This window comes from Nocardia nova, assembly GCF_002933465.1.
Classification (GTDB): Bacteria; Actinomycetota; Actinomycetes; order Mycobacteriales; family Mycobacteriaceae; genus Nocardia; species Nocardia nova_B.
Genome location: NZ_PSZE01000008.1, coordinates 184440 through 198673, shown reverse-complemented (window position 1 = coordinate 198673; position 14234 = coordinate 184440). Strand labels below are relative to the sequence as shown.

General features: G+C 68.1%; 15 protein-coding genes and 1 pseudogene. 8 read left to right on the top strand and 8 right to left on the bottom strand.

Annotated elements, in window-relative coordinates; translation table 11 throughout:
- The first annotated feature begins 140 nt into the window (after nt 1–140).
- Together C5E41_RS12750 and C5E41_RS12745 are read left to right on the top strand one after the other, a co-directional pair.
- Nucleotides 141–1019: an Rv1157c family protein gene (locus C5E41_RS12750; RefSeq protein WP_258080927.1), complete on the top strand. Its 879-nt coding sequence runs from the start codon at nt 141–143 to the stop codon at nt 1017–1019.
- A 102-nt stretch (nt 1020–1121) separates the two neighbouring features.
- Nucleotides 1122–1532: a hypothetical protein gene (locus tag C5E41_RS12745; RefSeq protein WP_439956417.1), complete on the top strand. Its 411-nt coding sequence runs from the start codon at nt 1122–1124 to the stop codon at nt 1530–1532.
- A gap of 29 nt (nt 1533–1561) precedes the next feature.
- Here the strand turns inward: C5E41_RS12745 and C5E41_RS12740 are convergent, their stop codons facing one another.
- The 3 genes from C5E41_RS12740 to C5E41_RS12730 all read right to left on the bottom strand — a co-directional run bounded on the left by C5E41_RS12740 (nt 1562) and on the right by C5E41_RS12730 (nt 4426).
- Nucleotides 1562–2293, bottom strand: coding sequence for a DUF1906 domain-containing protein (locus C5E41_RS12740; RefSeq protein WP_104376031.1), 732 nt, complete (start codon nt 2291–2293; stop codon nt 1562–1564).
- 218 nt (nt 2294–2511) lie between these two features.
- Complete coding sequence (locus tag C5E41_RS12735; protein ID WP_104376030.1) at nt 2512–3642, bottom strand: hypothetical protein; 1131 nt, start codon at nt 3640–3642, stop codon at nt 2512–2514.
- A gap of 175 nt (nt 3643–3817) precedes the next feature.
- Nucleotides 3818–4426 carry a CHAP domain-containing protein gene (locus C5E41_RS12730; protein WP_104376029.1) on the bottom strand — a complete coding sequence of 203 codons (609 nt, stop codon included), beginning with the start codon at nt 4424–4426 and terminating at the stop codon, nt 3818–3820.
- A gap of 179 nt (nt 4427–4605) precedes the next feature.
- Here C5E41_RS12730 and C5E41_RS12725 point away from each other — a divergent pair, with 179 nt between their 5' ends.
- Genes C5E41_RS12725 through C5E41_RS12710 form a run of 4 tightly spaced genes read left to right on the top strand, consistent with a single transcriptional unit; the run spans nt 4606 to nt 8180 of the window.
- Nucleotides 4606–5256 (top strand): ABC transporter permease, encoded by a 651-nt coding sequence (locus C5E41_RS12725; RefSeq protein ID WP_104376028.1) that lies wholly within the window; start codon nt 4606–4608, stop codon nt 5254–5256.
- A complete protein-coding gene (locus C5E41_RS12720; RefSeq protein WP_308706063.1) occupies nt 5249–6439 on the top strand; it encodes an ABC transporter ATP-binding protein in 1191 nt (396 codons plus the stop codon). The genes C5E41_RS12725 and C5E41_RS12720 overlap by 8 nt, the downstream gene beginning before the upstream one ends.
- Nucleotides 6436–7191, top strand: coding sequence for an ABC transporter permease (locus C5E41_RS12715; protein ID WP_104376026.1), 756 nt, complete (start codon nt 6436–6438; stop codon nt 7189–7191). The genes C5E41_RS12720 and C5E41_RS12715 overlap by 4 nt, the downstream gene beginning before the upstream one ends.
- Entirely contained in the window at nt 7188–8180 is a 993-nt protein-coding gene (locus C5E41_RS12710) for a glycine betaine ABC transporter substrate-binding protein (RefSeq protein WP_104376025.1), read from the top strand. The genes C5E41_RS12715 and C5E41_RS12710 overlap by 4 nt, the downstream gene beginning before the upstream one ends.
- Before the next feature lie 2 nt (nt 8181–8182).
- On the opposite strand, the gene C5E41_RS12705 is transcribed toward C5E41_RS12710, so the two are convergent.
- The gene (locus tag C5E41_RS12705; protein WP_258080926.1) at nt 8183–8746 is read right to left on the bottom strand and encodes a hypothetical protein; all 564 of its coding nucleotides are present in this window, start codon (nt 8744–8746) and stop codon (nt 8183–8185) included.
- Between the two features lie 193 nt (nt 8747–8939).
- The gene (locus tag C5E41_RS12700) at nt 8940–9605 is read right to left on the bottom strand and encodes a GNAT family N-acetyltransferase (RefSeq protein ID WP_258080925.1); all 666 of its coding nucleotides are present in this window, start codon (nt 9603–9605) and stop codon (nt 8940–8942) included.
- A gap of 341 nt (nt 9606–9946) precedes the next feature.
- Here C5E41_RS12700 and C5E41_RS12695 point away from each other — a divergent pair, with 341 nt between their 5' ends.
- On the top strand, nt 9947–10501 hold the full coding sequence (locus C5E41_RS12695; RefSeq protein WP_104376023.1) for an HAD domain-containing protein: 555 nt from the start codon (nt 9947–9949) through the stop codon (nt 10499–10501).
- A gap of 49 nt (nt 10502–10550) precedes the next feature.
- On the opposite strand, the pseudogene C5E41_RS34450 reads toward C5E41_RS12695, so the two are convergent.
- Both C5E41_RS34450 and C5E41_RS12680 read right to left on the bottom strand, forming a co-directional pair.
- Nucleotides 10551–10904 (bottom strand): annotated as a pseudogene (locus C5E41_RS34450) (FAD-dependent oxidoreductase); the annotation flags it as partial.
- A 108-nt stretch (nt 10905–11012) separates the two neighbouring features.
- Nucleotides 11013–11711: an NAD(P)-dependent oxidoreductase gene (locus tag C5E41_RS12680; protein WP_104376020.1), complete on the bottom strand. Its 699-nt coding sequence runs from the start codon at nt 11709–11711 to the stop codon at nt 11013–11015.
- Nucleotides 11712–12025: 314 nt separating this feature from the next.
- On the opposite strand from C5E41_RS12680, the gene C5E41_RS12675 reads away from it, so the two are divergent.
- Nucleotides 12026–13249 (top strand): oxygenase MpaB family protein, encoded by a 1224-nt coding sequence (locus C5E41_RS12675; protein ID WP_104376019.1) that lies wholly within the window; start codon nt 12026–12028, stop codon nt 13247–13249.
- A gap of 111 nt (nt 13250–13360) precedes the next feature.
- On the opposite strand, the gene C5E41_RS12670 is transcribed toward C5E41_RS12675, so the two are convergent.
- The gene (locus C5E41_RS12670) at nt 13361–14098 is read right to left on the bottom strand and encodes a hypothetical protein (RefSeq protein ID WP_258080924.1); all 738 of its coding nucleotides are present in this window, start codon (nt 14096–14098) and stop codon (nt 13361–13363) included.
- Nucleotides 14099–14234: the final 136 nt, after the last annotated feature.

The following is a 14234-nucleotide window of genomic DNA, read 5'->3' as shown; positions in this document are numbered from 1 at the left end:
GAGCAGTGCAGGCAAGATCACACTCACGGCTGTACAATACGGCGGCACTGTCTTTAGAGTGTCGCGAAGCGATGCCCGCATCGCCCGATGTTCTCGCATCGCATGACGAGGTAACCCCGAGGTTAAGGACGGCAACACCAGTGCTTCGCACCAGAGGAACGCGGTTCGCATTGTCCGTGCTGGCCCTGACAGCCGGCGCGACAATCGCCGCGTCGACGATCGCGGTTGCCGAACCGGCACCGAAGGCCCAGGCCGTTGATGTTCCGCTGGTCCCGGAGGGCGTTCCGGTCGATGCGATCGCGTCGCTGGCTCCGGCCATCGTCGGCGCTGCCGCCCAGGCCGGCAATATCGCCTCGCCGGGCGCTCAGACCATCCTCGATCAAGCGATCCAGCTGCTCGAGCAGTCCAATCTGCCGCCGCAGGTCAAGCAGACTTTGCAGGCCATCGTCGCCTTCCTCAACGGCAGCGGTGGCGGCGGGCCCGAAATCCCGAAGAACGGTCCGGCCATCGCGCAGTTCCTGTACCCGACCATCGGCAAGAACTGCATCGGCCCCGGCTCCGACTCGGTCGGCACCGCACTCGCCGTTCCGGGCCCGGCCGAACTGCCCCCGCCCGGACCGGCCGCCGGTCAGGCCGGCTTCGTCTTCACCGCGCTGGGCACCAAAGGTCTCACACCGCAGCAGAATCCGCCGATGACCGTCCAGTGGTACAACCTGGACAACCACCGCGGCGGCACCGTGGCGCTGACCGACGAGGCGCACATCAACCCCGACGGTCCGGCCACTCTGTCGGCCATCGTCGACACCGGCCCGGGTCGCGTCGTCTCCGTGATCGCGGGTTCCCTGACCACCCAGCCGGCCGCCGATCAGGCGCCGATTACCTGCTCCTTCCTGCCCACGCTGGGTCTGTTCACGGTGGCGCCGGGTGCCGCCCAGGCCGCGGCGCCGGTGAACCCGGCCGGCACGGTGCCCGCCGCGCACGTGGTGCGGCAGCCCGCAGCGGTCCGCCCGCAGAACTGATCTCGAGCTCCCGACGGCCCGGAGATGTCGCGAAGGCGACACTCCGGGCCGCTTGCTGTCAATGCGCCATGGGATGTCCCGGACTGTGGTAGACCGCTAGGTATGTCGACTGTCGATCAGCTCGAACGGTCTGCACCCACCACGTCGGACACCGGCGCCGCCTCCCGCGGGCGGCGTGGGAAAGCCGGGCATTCGGTGCTGTCGCGACGCTCCTATCGATCGGTGTTGTCCACCCGCTCGCATCGCTCGATCCTGTCGCTCCGATCCGAACGATCGATCCTCTCGATCGGCTCGGCCTACTCCGTCCTGTCGATCGGCAGCGTCGGATCGGTGCTGTCGGTCGGTTCGGTGGGCTCGTTCTTCAGCCTCGGCTCGGCCTTCGCGGGCCTGTCGCGATGGTCGCTGCTGTCGTGGATGGGCGTGCGCGACGCACCCGAGGCGCGGCCGGCGCTGACGGTCGTCCCGGACGAACCCGATCTTCTCGCCGACCCCACCTGCCACTGCCAAACGTAGGTAGCTGCCGATTCACCACGCGCTCGTGATCACCATTGCCCGTACTGCGCGGTGAGGATGTTGTTCACATCCACTCCCACGCCGTCGACCGTGCGATCGTCGATTTCGACCTGGTGCAGATTCGCCGCAGGGTGTACGAACCCCTTCGGGGTGCCCCAATTGTGTTGCCAGTACCAGGAACCCAGGCCGGCGACCTTGGCCAGTTCGATGGTCGGCGCATTGGCGTAGACACCGACATTCTCGTTGCCGAGCACCGATTTCCAGCCCTCGAGGTACGGCGCGATGAGGGTGGCGAAATCGACCGGCGTCGGGTTGTCGTCGATGGAGGCGTAGATCGGCACCCCGTCGGGCCCGCCCGCCTCGCGGTGCAGCCGCAGACCGCGGTCAGCGTGGCGCTTGCCGGCCTCGAGCCCGCCCTTCCAGTCCGCGGTGGCACCCTTGCCGAACTGGTAGCACGACACCACGGTGAGCCCGGCCGCGTGCAGCGCGTCGACCTCGCTCGCGCGCAACGGCTTTCCCGCCATCCACTCCGCGCCCGGGCGCCGGTCGGAGACATATCGAATCGCGCCGGCATGTCCCGCGGCGCGGATAGCCGCCGCGTCGGGCACGCCGCCGGCATAGTCGAGCAGGGTGCCGAGGACATTGTCGGCCGTGGCGATCGGCGCGAGGACGGCGGGAGCGAGCGCGGCCACCCCGGCGGCGGTCGCGGCGGCACCGGCATACCCGAACAGGGTGCGGCGGGTCATCGGAACGGAACGCATCGAAAACTCCTTCGCGCTGCAGCGATATAGAGATCTCACCTGATGCCGGCCACCACCTCGCGGACCGGTGGAAACGCAAGCGTGTCCGGCGCGCCTTCCCCGACGACAACACTGCTGCCATCCACGCGCCGGAAGCCTCGAACGTAAACTCATTTCACCACATGCACATATGAACCGCTAGGCCAATCCGGTCACATGAACACCACAAGTAACAGGTGTCAGGAGATCGCCGCGTCGATCCGGCCGGCGACGTCGATCGTGCGCCCCCGAGGATCGGCCAGTTCCGCGCGGATGACTTGCGCGACCTGCGCGGCGACCTGGCGGCGGATCTTGCCGACCGACCCCAGCACCTTCGCGCGCCATCCCTCGGCCCGCAGTTCGACGGCGACATCGGCGCTGCGCGGCGGCGTCACATCGATGACGATGAGCAGGGGTTCTCCCGCCCGCGCCACCAGGAGCAATCCGACCTCCACCTCGGCGCGATAGCGATTCGCCGTGAGCACGTCGACGGTGATGTCGAGCCCGACCGGAATGGTCAGATCGAACGACACCGGATGGTCGCCGTCCCGCCGGGCCAGCCGCGGCATCCGCACGGACCCCTGCGCCTCGACCGTCGCCGCCTCGCCGGGCCCGGTACGCAGCGGCCCCACCTCGACCGCGCGGCCGGCCAGACCTTCCACGACGTCGCGTACCCGATCCGGGGTGACGATGAGCGGGAAGAAACGCCGCCCGAACTCGGCGTACTCGATCCATTCGAACTCCGTGCGCAGCAGGTGCTCCGAACACGTGCCGTTCATGATCGCCTCGATGTCGAACACTCGCCCGCGACGGGCCGCTGGATCGGCGAGCATGGCGTTGAGCCGGCTCGCGACCTCACGCGGAACCAGAGTCGCGATCGGGTCGAGCAGTACGTCCACGGCGGCGCCGATCGCCTCCGCCCGGACGGCGAAACTCACGTCGCGCGAGCGCACCCGGGGAATGTCGATGACGATCAGCAACGGATCGGCGGTTCGCGCGTGCAGGGTGAGGTCGATCTCGACGGTGGCCTCGATCCGGAACTGCTGCCCGCCGAGGGTGACTGTGAGGTGCATCGACACCGGCACCCGGACCTCGAAGGTGACGTGCGGTTCGCTGCGGGCGATCACCGGCTTGCCGACCTTGCCCTCGGCCACCAGCCCGGCCAGCCCCGCCGGACCGATCGAGAACGGCCCGATACTCATCCCCCGTCCGGCCATCCCGGACACCGCGGCCTCGATCCGATCCCGGTTGACCGCGTGCACCACGAAACGTTCACCGAATTCCGAGTAGTCCATCCATTCGGGCTCGTCGTGCGCGCCGGGCTCTGCCATCTGCTCCCACTCCTCCACCGATCACCTACACGCAGATCCCCGTCCTGCCGATGAGGGGCCGACAGGGCGGAGACAGCCACGACCGCGCAGCCGGCGCCGCCGGGTTGATCGTAGGGTTCGGTGTCGCGAAACCCTCCCCACCGATCGAGATCGCCCAACGGTGGACGAAAACGTTTCACATCCGTCCGAACCCGACGATACCGCCAACGGCCGCCGGGTCGTAACGGTGAATGCGCACCGAACCGCGCTCGTTACCGCCGATCGTGGTCAGGGTGTGGTCACCCGCGGCCAGCACGATATTCGTGTGCTGCCCGAACGGACTGCCGGGCGCGTAGATCACCACATCCCCCGGGCGTGGCGAATATCCGGAATCCAGCGCCGAAAATCGGCCGTTCGCTTCGAAATACTCCTGCAGCGTCGCCACACCGGGAATCCGCCAAGACCCGGAATTCGGATTGGACAGCGGCTGTCCGGCCTGACGCATGGTCCAGCTGACGAAATCGGCACACCATGGCTCATCCGCGCCCTGTGCGTATTTGGGTCCGTCACCGGGGTGTGCGTATTCCGTGCGCAGGACCGCGACGATGCGACTGCGATTCGAATCCAGTGCGCTCGCATCGACATCCGGGAAATCGTCCAGTCGCTGCCCGGCGATGGCGGCGGTGCGATCGTGCCACCAGGGCAGAGCCACCACGGCTCCCACTGCCAGCACGCCGATCACCACCAGCGCCGCCGGCAACACCCAGCGTCTACGCCCGAGCCCCCGAGCCCCCGTGGCACTCATGGAATCCCTCCGTCCCCGGCCGGAAGTCGGCCTCCTGAGGTCTAGGACGTACGAGGGACCGTCATGGTTCCGCCGCATCCGGCGCCGGGACGCACGCGCCGGTCCCGCTCGTTTCCTGCGCCCACGCCGCGGGATCGATACACTGCTCGGACGCCGCCGAGCTCTGGGAGGTCATCGCCCTGGATACTCTGTGGACCTTTCTGGTGGACCATCGCGGCCAACTGCTCACCGATTCCTATCTGCATGTTTCGGCCGTCGTGCAGTCCGTGCTGATCGCGACCGCGGTGGCGGTGTGCCTGGGCGTGGTCGTCTATCGCAGCCCGTGGGGTTCGGCGGCGGCCACCGCGGCGGCGAGCATCGTCCTCACCGTGCCGTCGTTCGCGCTGCTGGGACTGCTCATTCCCGTGTTGGGCCTCGGCGTGCGGCCGACGGTCACCGCGCTGGTGCTGTACGCACTGCTACCGATTCTGCGCAACACGATCATCGGGCTGGCATCGGTGAATCAGGCGGTCTCGGACGCCGCGCGCGGGGTGGGCATGAACCGCGCCCGGATTCTCGCCCGGATCGAAATGCCGCTGGCGTGGCCGTCGATTCTGGCCGGCGTGCGGATCAGCACCCAGATGAGCATGGGCATTCTGGCGATGGCCGCCTACGCGAAGGGGCCGGGTCTGGGCAATCTGATCTTCACCGGCCTGGCCCGGCTGGGCAGTCCCACCGCCGTCCCGCAGGCACTGTCCGGCACGGTGCTGATCATCGTGCTGGCCCTGTTGCTCGATGCCGTCCTCGTGGGCATCGGCCGGCTCACCACCTCGAGGGGAATCCGTGACTGATACCGCGACCGCCGACCGCACCGACCACGAACCCGCGGAGATCGTGCTCGACGCGGTGACCAAACACTATCCGGGCCAACGCGACCCGGCCGTGGACCGGATTTCACTGACGATTCCGGCGGGGGAGATCGTGGTGTTCGTCGGCCCCTCGGGCTGCGGTAAGACCACCACGATGCGGATGATCAACCGCCTGATCGAACCGACCTCCGGCACCATCACCATCGCCGGGCGGGACGTGACCGCGGTGGACCCGGACCGGCTGCGGCGCCGGATCGGCTATTCGATTCAGCAGGCCGGCCTCTTTCCGCATATGACGGTGGCCCGCAACATCGCCACGGTCCCGGGACTGCTCGGCTGGGATCGTGGCCGGGTCCGGGCGCGCGTCGACGAGATGCTGAATCTCGTGGGACTCGACCCCGAGACCTTCCGCGGCCGCTATCCGCGCCAACTGTCCGGCGGCCAGCAGCAGCGAGTCGGTGTCGCCCGCGCGCTCGCGGCCGATCCGCCGGTATTGCTGATGGACGAGCCGTTCGGCGCGGTCGACCCCATCACCCGCGGACTGCTGCAGGACGAACTGCTACGGCTGCAGACCGAACTGCACAAGACGATCGTCTTCGTCACCCACGATTTCAACGAGGCCGTCAAGCTCGGGGACCGAATAGCGGTGCTCGGCAACACTTCACGGGTCCTCCAGTACGACACCCCGGCCGCGATCCTCGCCGGGCCCGCCGACGAAACGGTGGCCGGTTTCGTCGGCGCCGACGCCGCGCTCAAACAGCTGACGCTGGTCCGGGTCGCCGATGTGGAACTGGGCGGCTGCGCCACAGCCGCGCGCGACGATCCGGTCGACACGCTGCGCGCGGGGCTGGCCGCGCAGGAGTGGAAGTGGGGTCTGATCCTCGACTCCGACCACCGGCCGCTGCGCTGGGTATCCGAACCGCTACTGGCGCAGGCACGCTCGCTACACGACGCCGGCGTCCCGGTGACCGGCACGGTCACGGCGGATTCGACGTTGCAGGCGGCGCTCGAGACGCTGCTCGCCGAACGTACCGCCAAGGCCGTCGTGACCGGGCCGCGCGGTGAATACGCCGGGCTGATCGCGATCGACACCCTGGTCGCACACCTGTCGCGCACCCGCGCCGAACATCAAGGGGCCACGGCGAATTCGGGCGACCGGCCATGAGCCCCGTCCAGCGACACGAGCGCCGCGCCGACCGGATCCGGTTGTTCGCCCAGCCGGTGCTGGCCGTGGCCCTGGCGGCGGGTGTGCTGGTGTGGGCCTTCGACCGCAGCCTCACCGCGACGCAGCAGGCCAGTATCAACCCCACCACCATCGGCACCGTGGTCCGCCAGCATGTGGCGATCACCGCGACCGTGGTGCTGATCGTCGTCGCGGTGTCGGTGCCGTTGGGCACCTTGCTGACTCGGCCGCGCTATCGGCGTTTCACTCCCCTGTTCGTCGGCATCGCCAATATCGGTGCGGCGGCGCCGGCGATCGGCCTGATCGTGCTCACCTATCTGTGGACCGAGAAGACGGGCTTCTGGGTGGGTGTCGCGCCGATCGCGTTCTACGCGCTACTTCCGGTGCTGCGCAATACGATTCTGGGTTATCAGCAGGTCGATCCCGCTCTCGTCGATGCCGGACGAGGACAGGGCATGTCGGCGATGGCGGTGCTGGCCCGGATCGAATTCCCGCTCGCGGTGCCCTACATCCTGGCCGGGCTGCGCACCTCGCTGGTGCTGGCGGTCGGCACGGCCACGCTGTCCTTCCTGGTCAGCGCCGGCGGTCTGGGCATTCTGATCGACACCGGCTACAAGCTGCGCGACGACGTGACGCTGTGGGTGGGAGCGATTCTCGCGGTGGCGCTCGCACTGCTCGTCGACTGGCTGGGTGCGCTGGCCGAACAATTCCTCGGACCCCGGGGGCTGCGATGAAGCGTCGAGCACGTCACCTCGGACGCAGCGCGGCCACTGCGGCGGCGACGCTGCTGGTCGCCGTGGTCGCCGCCTGCGGTCTCGAGGCCGGTGGCGCCGTCCCGTTGCCGGTCGGGCCGGGCAGTATCGAGCCGATTTCCGCTCTCGACGGTGTGCGGATCACCGTGGGCTCCAAGGATTTCACCGAACAGAACATCCTCGGCTACCTCATCGAATTCGCGCTGACCGCCGCCGGGGCTCAGGTCCGTGATCTCACCAACATCACCGGATCGAACAGCCTGCGCGATGCGCAGTTGCACGGACAGGTCGATGTCGCCTACGACTACACCGGGACCGGATGGATCAATTATCTGGGTAACGAGACACCGATTCCGGACTCCACCCGGCAATTCGAGGCGGTACGCGATACGGACTTCGCACAACACGGCATGGTGTGGGCCGATCCGGCCCCGATGAACAACACCTACACCATGGTCACCAATGCGGGCAGCGCCGCCCGCACCGGCGCGAAGACGATTTCCGATTACGCCCGTCTGGTGAACACCGATACGAGTACCGGGCCGACCTGCCTCGGTACCGAATTCAGCGTCCGGCAGGACGGATTTCCGGGTCTGGCCCGTAAATACGGCATCGACCTCGGCAAGGTGCACAAGCAGATCATGCAGGATTCGCTGGTGTACTCGGCCACGGCGAACGGCACCTGTCAATTCGGCGACGTCACCGCGACCGACGGCCGCACCAAAGCACTGAATCTGGTACAGCTCGCCGACGATCTGAACTTCTTCCCCAAATACAATGCGGCACTGGTGATGCGGAAATCGTTCGCCGAGGCGCATCCGCAGGTGGCGCAGGTCATGGCGCCGATCTCCGCGCTGCTCACCAACGAGACGATCACCGAGTTGAACCGCAAGGTCGACGTCGACGGCGCCGAACCGGCCACCATCGCGCGCGATTGGCTGATCCGTCAGGGATTCGTCACCGCGGGCTGAGATCAGGCGAGCGCCGTGCGCACCGCCAGCCAGCGGCCGCCCGGGTCGGCGTAGCCGTGGTACATCAGCGGAATCCGTTGATCCACACCGAAATAGCGGAAGACGGCCAGCATCGCCTGTCGCACGGAGTAGTCGGCGAAATCGTCGATGCGGCGCGGGCCGATCGCACGTTCGGGCAGTGCGGCCAGCCGCGCCATCTCCTCCCGATCGCAGACGTCGAGGCCCATCGGCCCGTCGGCGATGTAATGATCATGGAAGATGTGGCGCGTCTCCGAGGTATCCGAGCGTCGAGACGCGCAGGGCAGCAATCGAATTGCCGCACCGGGCAGCCTGGGCGCTTCCAGCGCGGCGGTCAGCTCGGGATCCGGCCCCGGCACATCGCGCACCGGCACCTGCTCGAGCAGATGCAGCATGGCGGCCCCCCGCACCCGCGGCTCGGGCACCAGGAACAGACTCACCATCGGGCCGGTGTGGGCGGCATCGGTCAGGCATATCCGGGTATGGGATCGATCGTGCGCACGCGACGCGGCGGGCGTGGACTGGGGCGTGGAAATCGGGTCGGACATGCGGTCTCCTGGAGGGGAGGGCGATCGACCCTCCCGCGAACGCGCTGGTACGAGGTCCGAAGCATGCGCCGGCCGCCGAGTTACCCGACTCGGACCGATCTCCTCGACGTCCGACCGTTGTGCCATGAATTATAGGAGCCCGGGACACGACGCGATATCCGGAATTCGCTATCCGGTTGCTTGCGGGGAGCGATCAGGCGTTCAGCAACCGTGGCAGGCGGGCCAGCTCCGAGTCGATGCGCCGGCGCACCGCCGGCCATTCCTCGTCCAGGATGGAATAGAACGCGGTACTGCGCACGGTACCGTCCAAACCGCGCGAATGCGCCCGGCGGACGCCGTCGCTGGTCGCGCCCAGCCGCTCGATCGCCATGCGCGAGCGGACGTTTCGCACATCGGCGCGCAGCGCGATCCGGCGGACCCGCCATACGTCGAAGGCGTGCTCGAGCAGCAACAGTTTCGATTCCATATTGATACCGGCGCCGCGCGCCTGCGAGCAGAGCCAGGTATTGCCGATCTCGGCGGCGTCGGGCACCGCGAGCAGCGGATCTCCCGTCGGCATACCGTGCACGATCGGCCACACCAGCGGCCCCTGCCAGTAGTCGAAGCGGTTGAAGCGCGTCGAGCCCAGTACACGGTTGTCGGCCGTCGCGACGACCGCGAAGGCCAGCGCCGAACCGACGGCGTGCGCCGCCGCGGCCTGCGCGACATAGTCCGCGGCCTCGGCCCGACCGTGCGGTACGGGGGTGAACGCGAACGCATCGCGATCCGCGGCGCCCGCCTCGGCGAGCCCCGGAACATGGTGCGGTGCCAAAGGTTCCAGCCGCACGAGGCGGCCGGTCAGGATGACGGGTGCAGGCACGTTCCCTCGATCTTTCGGGACGGACTCCGGTAACGCCCAACGATCGTCACACCGGCCCACAACGCTCCGGATCGACGACCAGTCCTGGCGCGCCGGCAGCAGCATCGGACAGTGAGATGAACGATAACCGAACATGTGCCGTCGACAATGCAGGTGTGGCGTAAATTTAACGGGATTGCTCGCGTGTCGCTCGGCGCGTCGCAGACGGCCCGCCGGGGCGGTTCCCGAGGCGATTTTCGGTGCGTTCGCCCCGGTTATCGGGTCGACACGAAACCGTTGCCGCGAGTGGCGGACTCATCCGCAGATGCCGTCGTAGCCTGGGATGAGCGAACGGGGGCGTCATGACCGAAACATCACGGGCGGCGATCTTGCTCGATGTCGACGGCCCCCTCAATCCCTACCCCCGGCCCACGCACCCACCCCCGCACGGCTACCGGCCTTATGTGTTGCAGCACAGCATCATTCCCGCGATTCCGCCCATCGACCAGCAAGTGCTGCTCGACGCCGCCGTCGGCTCGCGGCTGCTGGAACTGGCCGACATCACCGACGCCGAACTGGTGTGGGCGACCGCGTGGGAGTATGCGGCGAATACGGTCCTCGGCCCCGTCCTCGGCCTGCCGCCGCTGGAGGTGATCATCTTCGAGGACACCGGAATTCGGCATCGCGAGGGCCACCACGGCAAGCTGCCGACCATCGACCGCTGGGCCGGACGCCGGCCGCTGTGCTGGTTCGACGACGAATTCCAGCCCGCCGACCAGGGCTGGGCCGAACGCCGCACCGCCACCGGCGCCCCGACCCTGCTCGTCCCGGTCGACCGCCACACCGGTTTGACTCCCGACCACCTCGAGGTCGCCCGGGCCTTCCTGGAGCCGCTTCGCAGGCCGCGAACTCGCTAGAGCGGCGGCAGTCGCAGCATCGCCGCCACCGCCTTGGAGGCGCTCTGCACAGTGCCAGCCAATCCCACAGTGCCTCACGCGCTTTCGCGGGCATACCGATGCGCTCGAACCACTGCTCGGTGGTGATGTCGGCCAGATCCGCCCCCGGTGGGAAATTCCAGACATTTCTCGGTGCCGACGCTCGCCAGATACCGGAAGAGGTGGTGGTAGCCGCTGGCGATCCCGTGCTGACCGTTGTCGGGCGTATCGCCGACCTCGGCGACCGTCATCGCCTGGTGCGACCACCGAGCCGGGCCCGGCGCTCCAGCACCGTCACCCGCTTCCCGGCCTCGGCCAGCCAGACGGCCGACGCCAGCCCGGCCAGACCACCACCGATCACCACGTACCGACGAGCGTCGCTCATGCGAACCTCCGTGCGCGACAGCGGGTTTCGACCCGTTCGGCGGGGCCTGACCGAATTCAGGGCTACTCGAGCAGGCTGCCCGCGTCGACCGTCACCGGCAGGTGTGATTCAGTGGCCGCCGCTGACCTGCTGCCGGATCCATCGCAGCAGGGTGGGATTACCGGAATCGGTGGTGATCACACCGGCCGCGGCGCGGACGAAACGGCGCTCGGTCACGGCGGCGAGCATGCTCGCGGCCAGATCGCTCCGGGCGGTGAAGATCCCGTCGGCGTACCCCTCGACCATCGTGTAATCGGTGACATCGGGGCGGTCGTAGAGTCCACTCGGGCGCACCACGGTCCACTCCCGATCACTGTCGCGCAGCAGTGCTTCCATCCGCCGCATATCGTCGTAGAGCGTCTTGCCCGCCACCCGCGTCACATACGGCACCAGCAGCCGATTGAAGAGGAAGCCGCCCTCGCTATAGGGGCGCGGATCGACGCCGGCCGAACTCACCACCACGATCCGGCTCACCCCGTGCCGCCGCATCGCCGTCACGATGTTCGACACGCCCTCCGAATAGGTGGTGATCGGTTCCTTGCCCGGCGGCACCCCGAGCGCGGACAGCACCGCGTCGCACCCCTTCACGGCGGCGTCGACCGCGGCCGGGTCGAAGACATCGGCGCCGATCACCTCGAGCCGATCATGGCGCAGCGGGAATTCGCCCGGCTGCCGTGTCACCGCCGCGACCTGATGTCCGGCCGCCAGAGACTGCGCGGCGACCTGGCGACCGGTGGGACCGTTGGCCCCGAAGATGGTGATACGCATGGCTTTTCCTTCGGACAGAGGAGGCGGACCAGCGGTGGGCGAGACGATATCCGCCGCCTTCGCCGAGCCCCCTTCGTTGCGTGGACGCACACCAGACGCTCGCCGAGCCCGTCGCATGACAACCCGCCACAGTGATCTACATCACCGTGGTGTCACCGATCACCCGCCACGGCTACCCGGCGGTCAGGGCTTCGGCCATCGACGCCACGAGTGCGACTCGCGGCGAAACTGAAGTCCTCGCTTTTGGTAGGAGTTCTTGCCAAAAGTCGATTTCTGGTAGAGGATCTTGCCAGATCTTCGTCGAGGAGGACATCGTGACGCCGACCGTTCCGCTGCGGCACCCGAGCTCGCCCCGGCCCGTCCCCGGGCCCGCTCTCGGCACGCTCGCCCGGATGCTCGGGCTCGGCACACCGAGCCCGGCCGAATTTCGCGAGCTGGGCGAGGCGCTGACCGTCGGCGACCGGCCGATGGACGAGCTCGTGGACTGGATGTATCGCGAGGGTATGGCCACAACCCGGCCACTGTTCGAGCGCGCCCTGCGGGAGGGCATCGCCGCGGTACCGGACGCCCCCGCGCCGCTGCGCGAATTCTTCGAATACGTCGAGGCGGTACCCGAGTGGGTGAATCGGCGAACGATCCGCCACGCCGAACGCGTCTCCTGCCTGGGCGGCCGCGACGGGATCTACGTCGCCCGCGACATGTCGTTCCTCGGCGGATACCTGGCCTCCGGTTTCAACAAGACCCTGCTGCGCACCGGCGCCCTGGAGAAGGGCCCGGCCAAACGATTCGCCGAGACCACGCAATGGGCGATGGATGTCACCGCGGCCGGCGGAATGGCGCCGGGCGGCATGGGTTTTCGCTCGACGGTGCGCGTCCGGCTGATCCACTCGCTGGTGCGCCGTCACGTGGCCGCGATGCCCGACTGGCGGGCCGAGGAGTGGGGGCTGCCGATCAATCAGACCGATATGGCCGCCACACTGGTCGGCGCGCTGATCGCCCCGATGATCGGCGCCATCGGCATGGGAGTCGTCATCACGCCCCGCGACGCGGAGGCCATGGCCCACCTGGCCCGCTACGTCGGCTGGGTGATGGGTGTCGAGGAACGCTTCCTGCCCAACGACTTTCGCGACAGCGTCCGCATTCTCTACCACACGATGACCGCCATCACGAACCCGGACGACACCTCCCGCCAACTCGCGATCCCGATGCGTGACGAACCGCTCGGCTGGCACTACGACCGACTGCCGGGACTGCGGCGGCGGATCGCCCGGTCCCAGCACCTGTCGATCGCGATGATGTATCTGGGCCCGTCGGCCATGAAACGACTCGGCCTGCCCGGTCGCACCCTTCCCTGGTATCCCGTGCTGCGCATACCCGTCAACCTCGCGCGGTCGGCACGGGCCCGGCTGATCCCGGGACAGTTCGAGCGCGTCGTAGCCGAAGGCCGGGCCGCGCAGCTGGCCTTCATCCGTACCCTCGCCGGTCCCGATGCGGCTGTGATCGGCGGATCGGCCGAACACATCACCTCCGCCGCCTGAACCGCTGCACCCGACCACTCCGGCTACTCCGCGACATCGGTCCACGTCACCGGAAGTTCGTGCCATGGCGTTTTCCGCTCGGAGAGATCGATCGGCGGAGATCGAGGCGAACTAGACGGCGGACGCGTGCTGGATGACGACGTTGCCGAGAGCGCTGCGCGCGTACACCCGAACGGTGTGCTCGTCGTCCTGCGCACCGTCGACCGGCCCCAGCTGGTTGTGCACGGCGCCGCTCGCGACGGTGGTTTCCAGCCGCGCCGCGCTACCCGGACGGATGCCGACCTCCAGATCGCCCACCGAGGTTTCCAACCGCAGCACACCGCGGGTGGCCTCGCCGATCCGGATATTGCCCTGGGCGGTCTTCGCGGTCACCGAACCGAGCGGACGCTCGACGACGATGTCGCCGGCCGATATCTCCAGCACGCAGTCGCCGAGCCCGCCGGCGCCGAGGATTCGGCCCACACCAGCGGTGCCCTGGAAACTGGAACCGGTGGGCACCTCGACGGTCACCTCGATCGACGGGTTGCCGCCGAAGGGGGTGTAGGTCCGCCAGTCCTTCGGCGTCGTCACAGTCAGGGCGCCGGCGGCGAAATCGACCCGCGTCTGCTCGGCGGCGCGCACGTCGGCATTCTTGGCCGCGTCAGCGGGACGGACCGCGACGACGGTGTCGGTGCGGTCGGAGGCGATGACGGTGACAGTGCCGGACAGCACCTCGACGGCGACGGCGATCGATTCCGGGGTCTGGAAAGTAGGCATGGTGTTCTCCTGGGTTCTGCTGGGAATCGGGCGGCGGGATTGGGGGATCCGGCCGGTGAACCGGTCCGCGGTGCGGATCGCTGTGCTGTTCACGAGAACTACAGTCGCCGACCCGGCTGATATCGCCCTGATGCCGGGCTGACATGCCCGCTGACACGATATTTCCGCTGGTCACAGGGGTCGAGTCCGGTTTCTCCGGTGTTCTTGTCAGCCGTGGACCGGGCGGTCT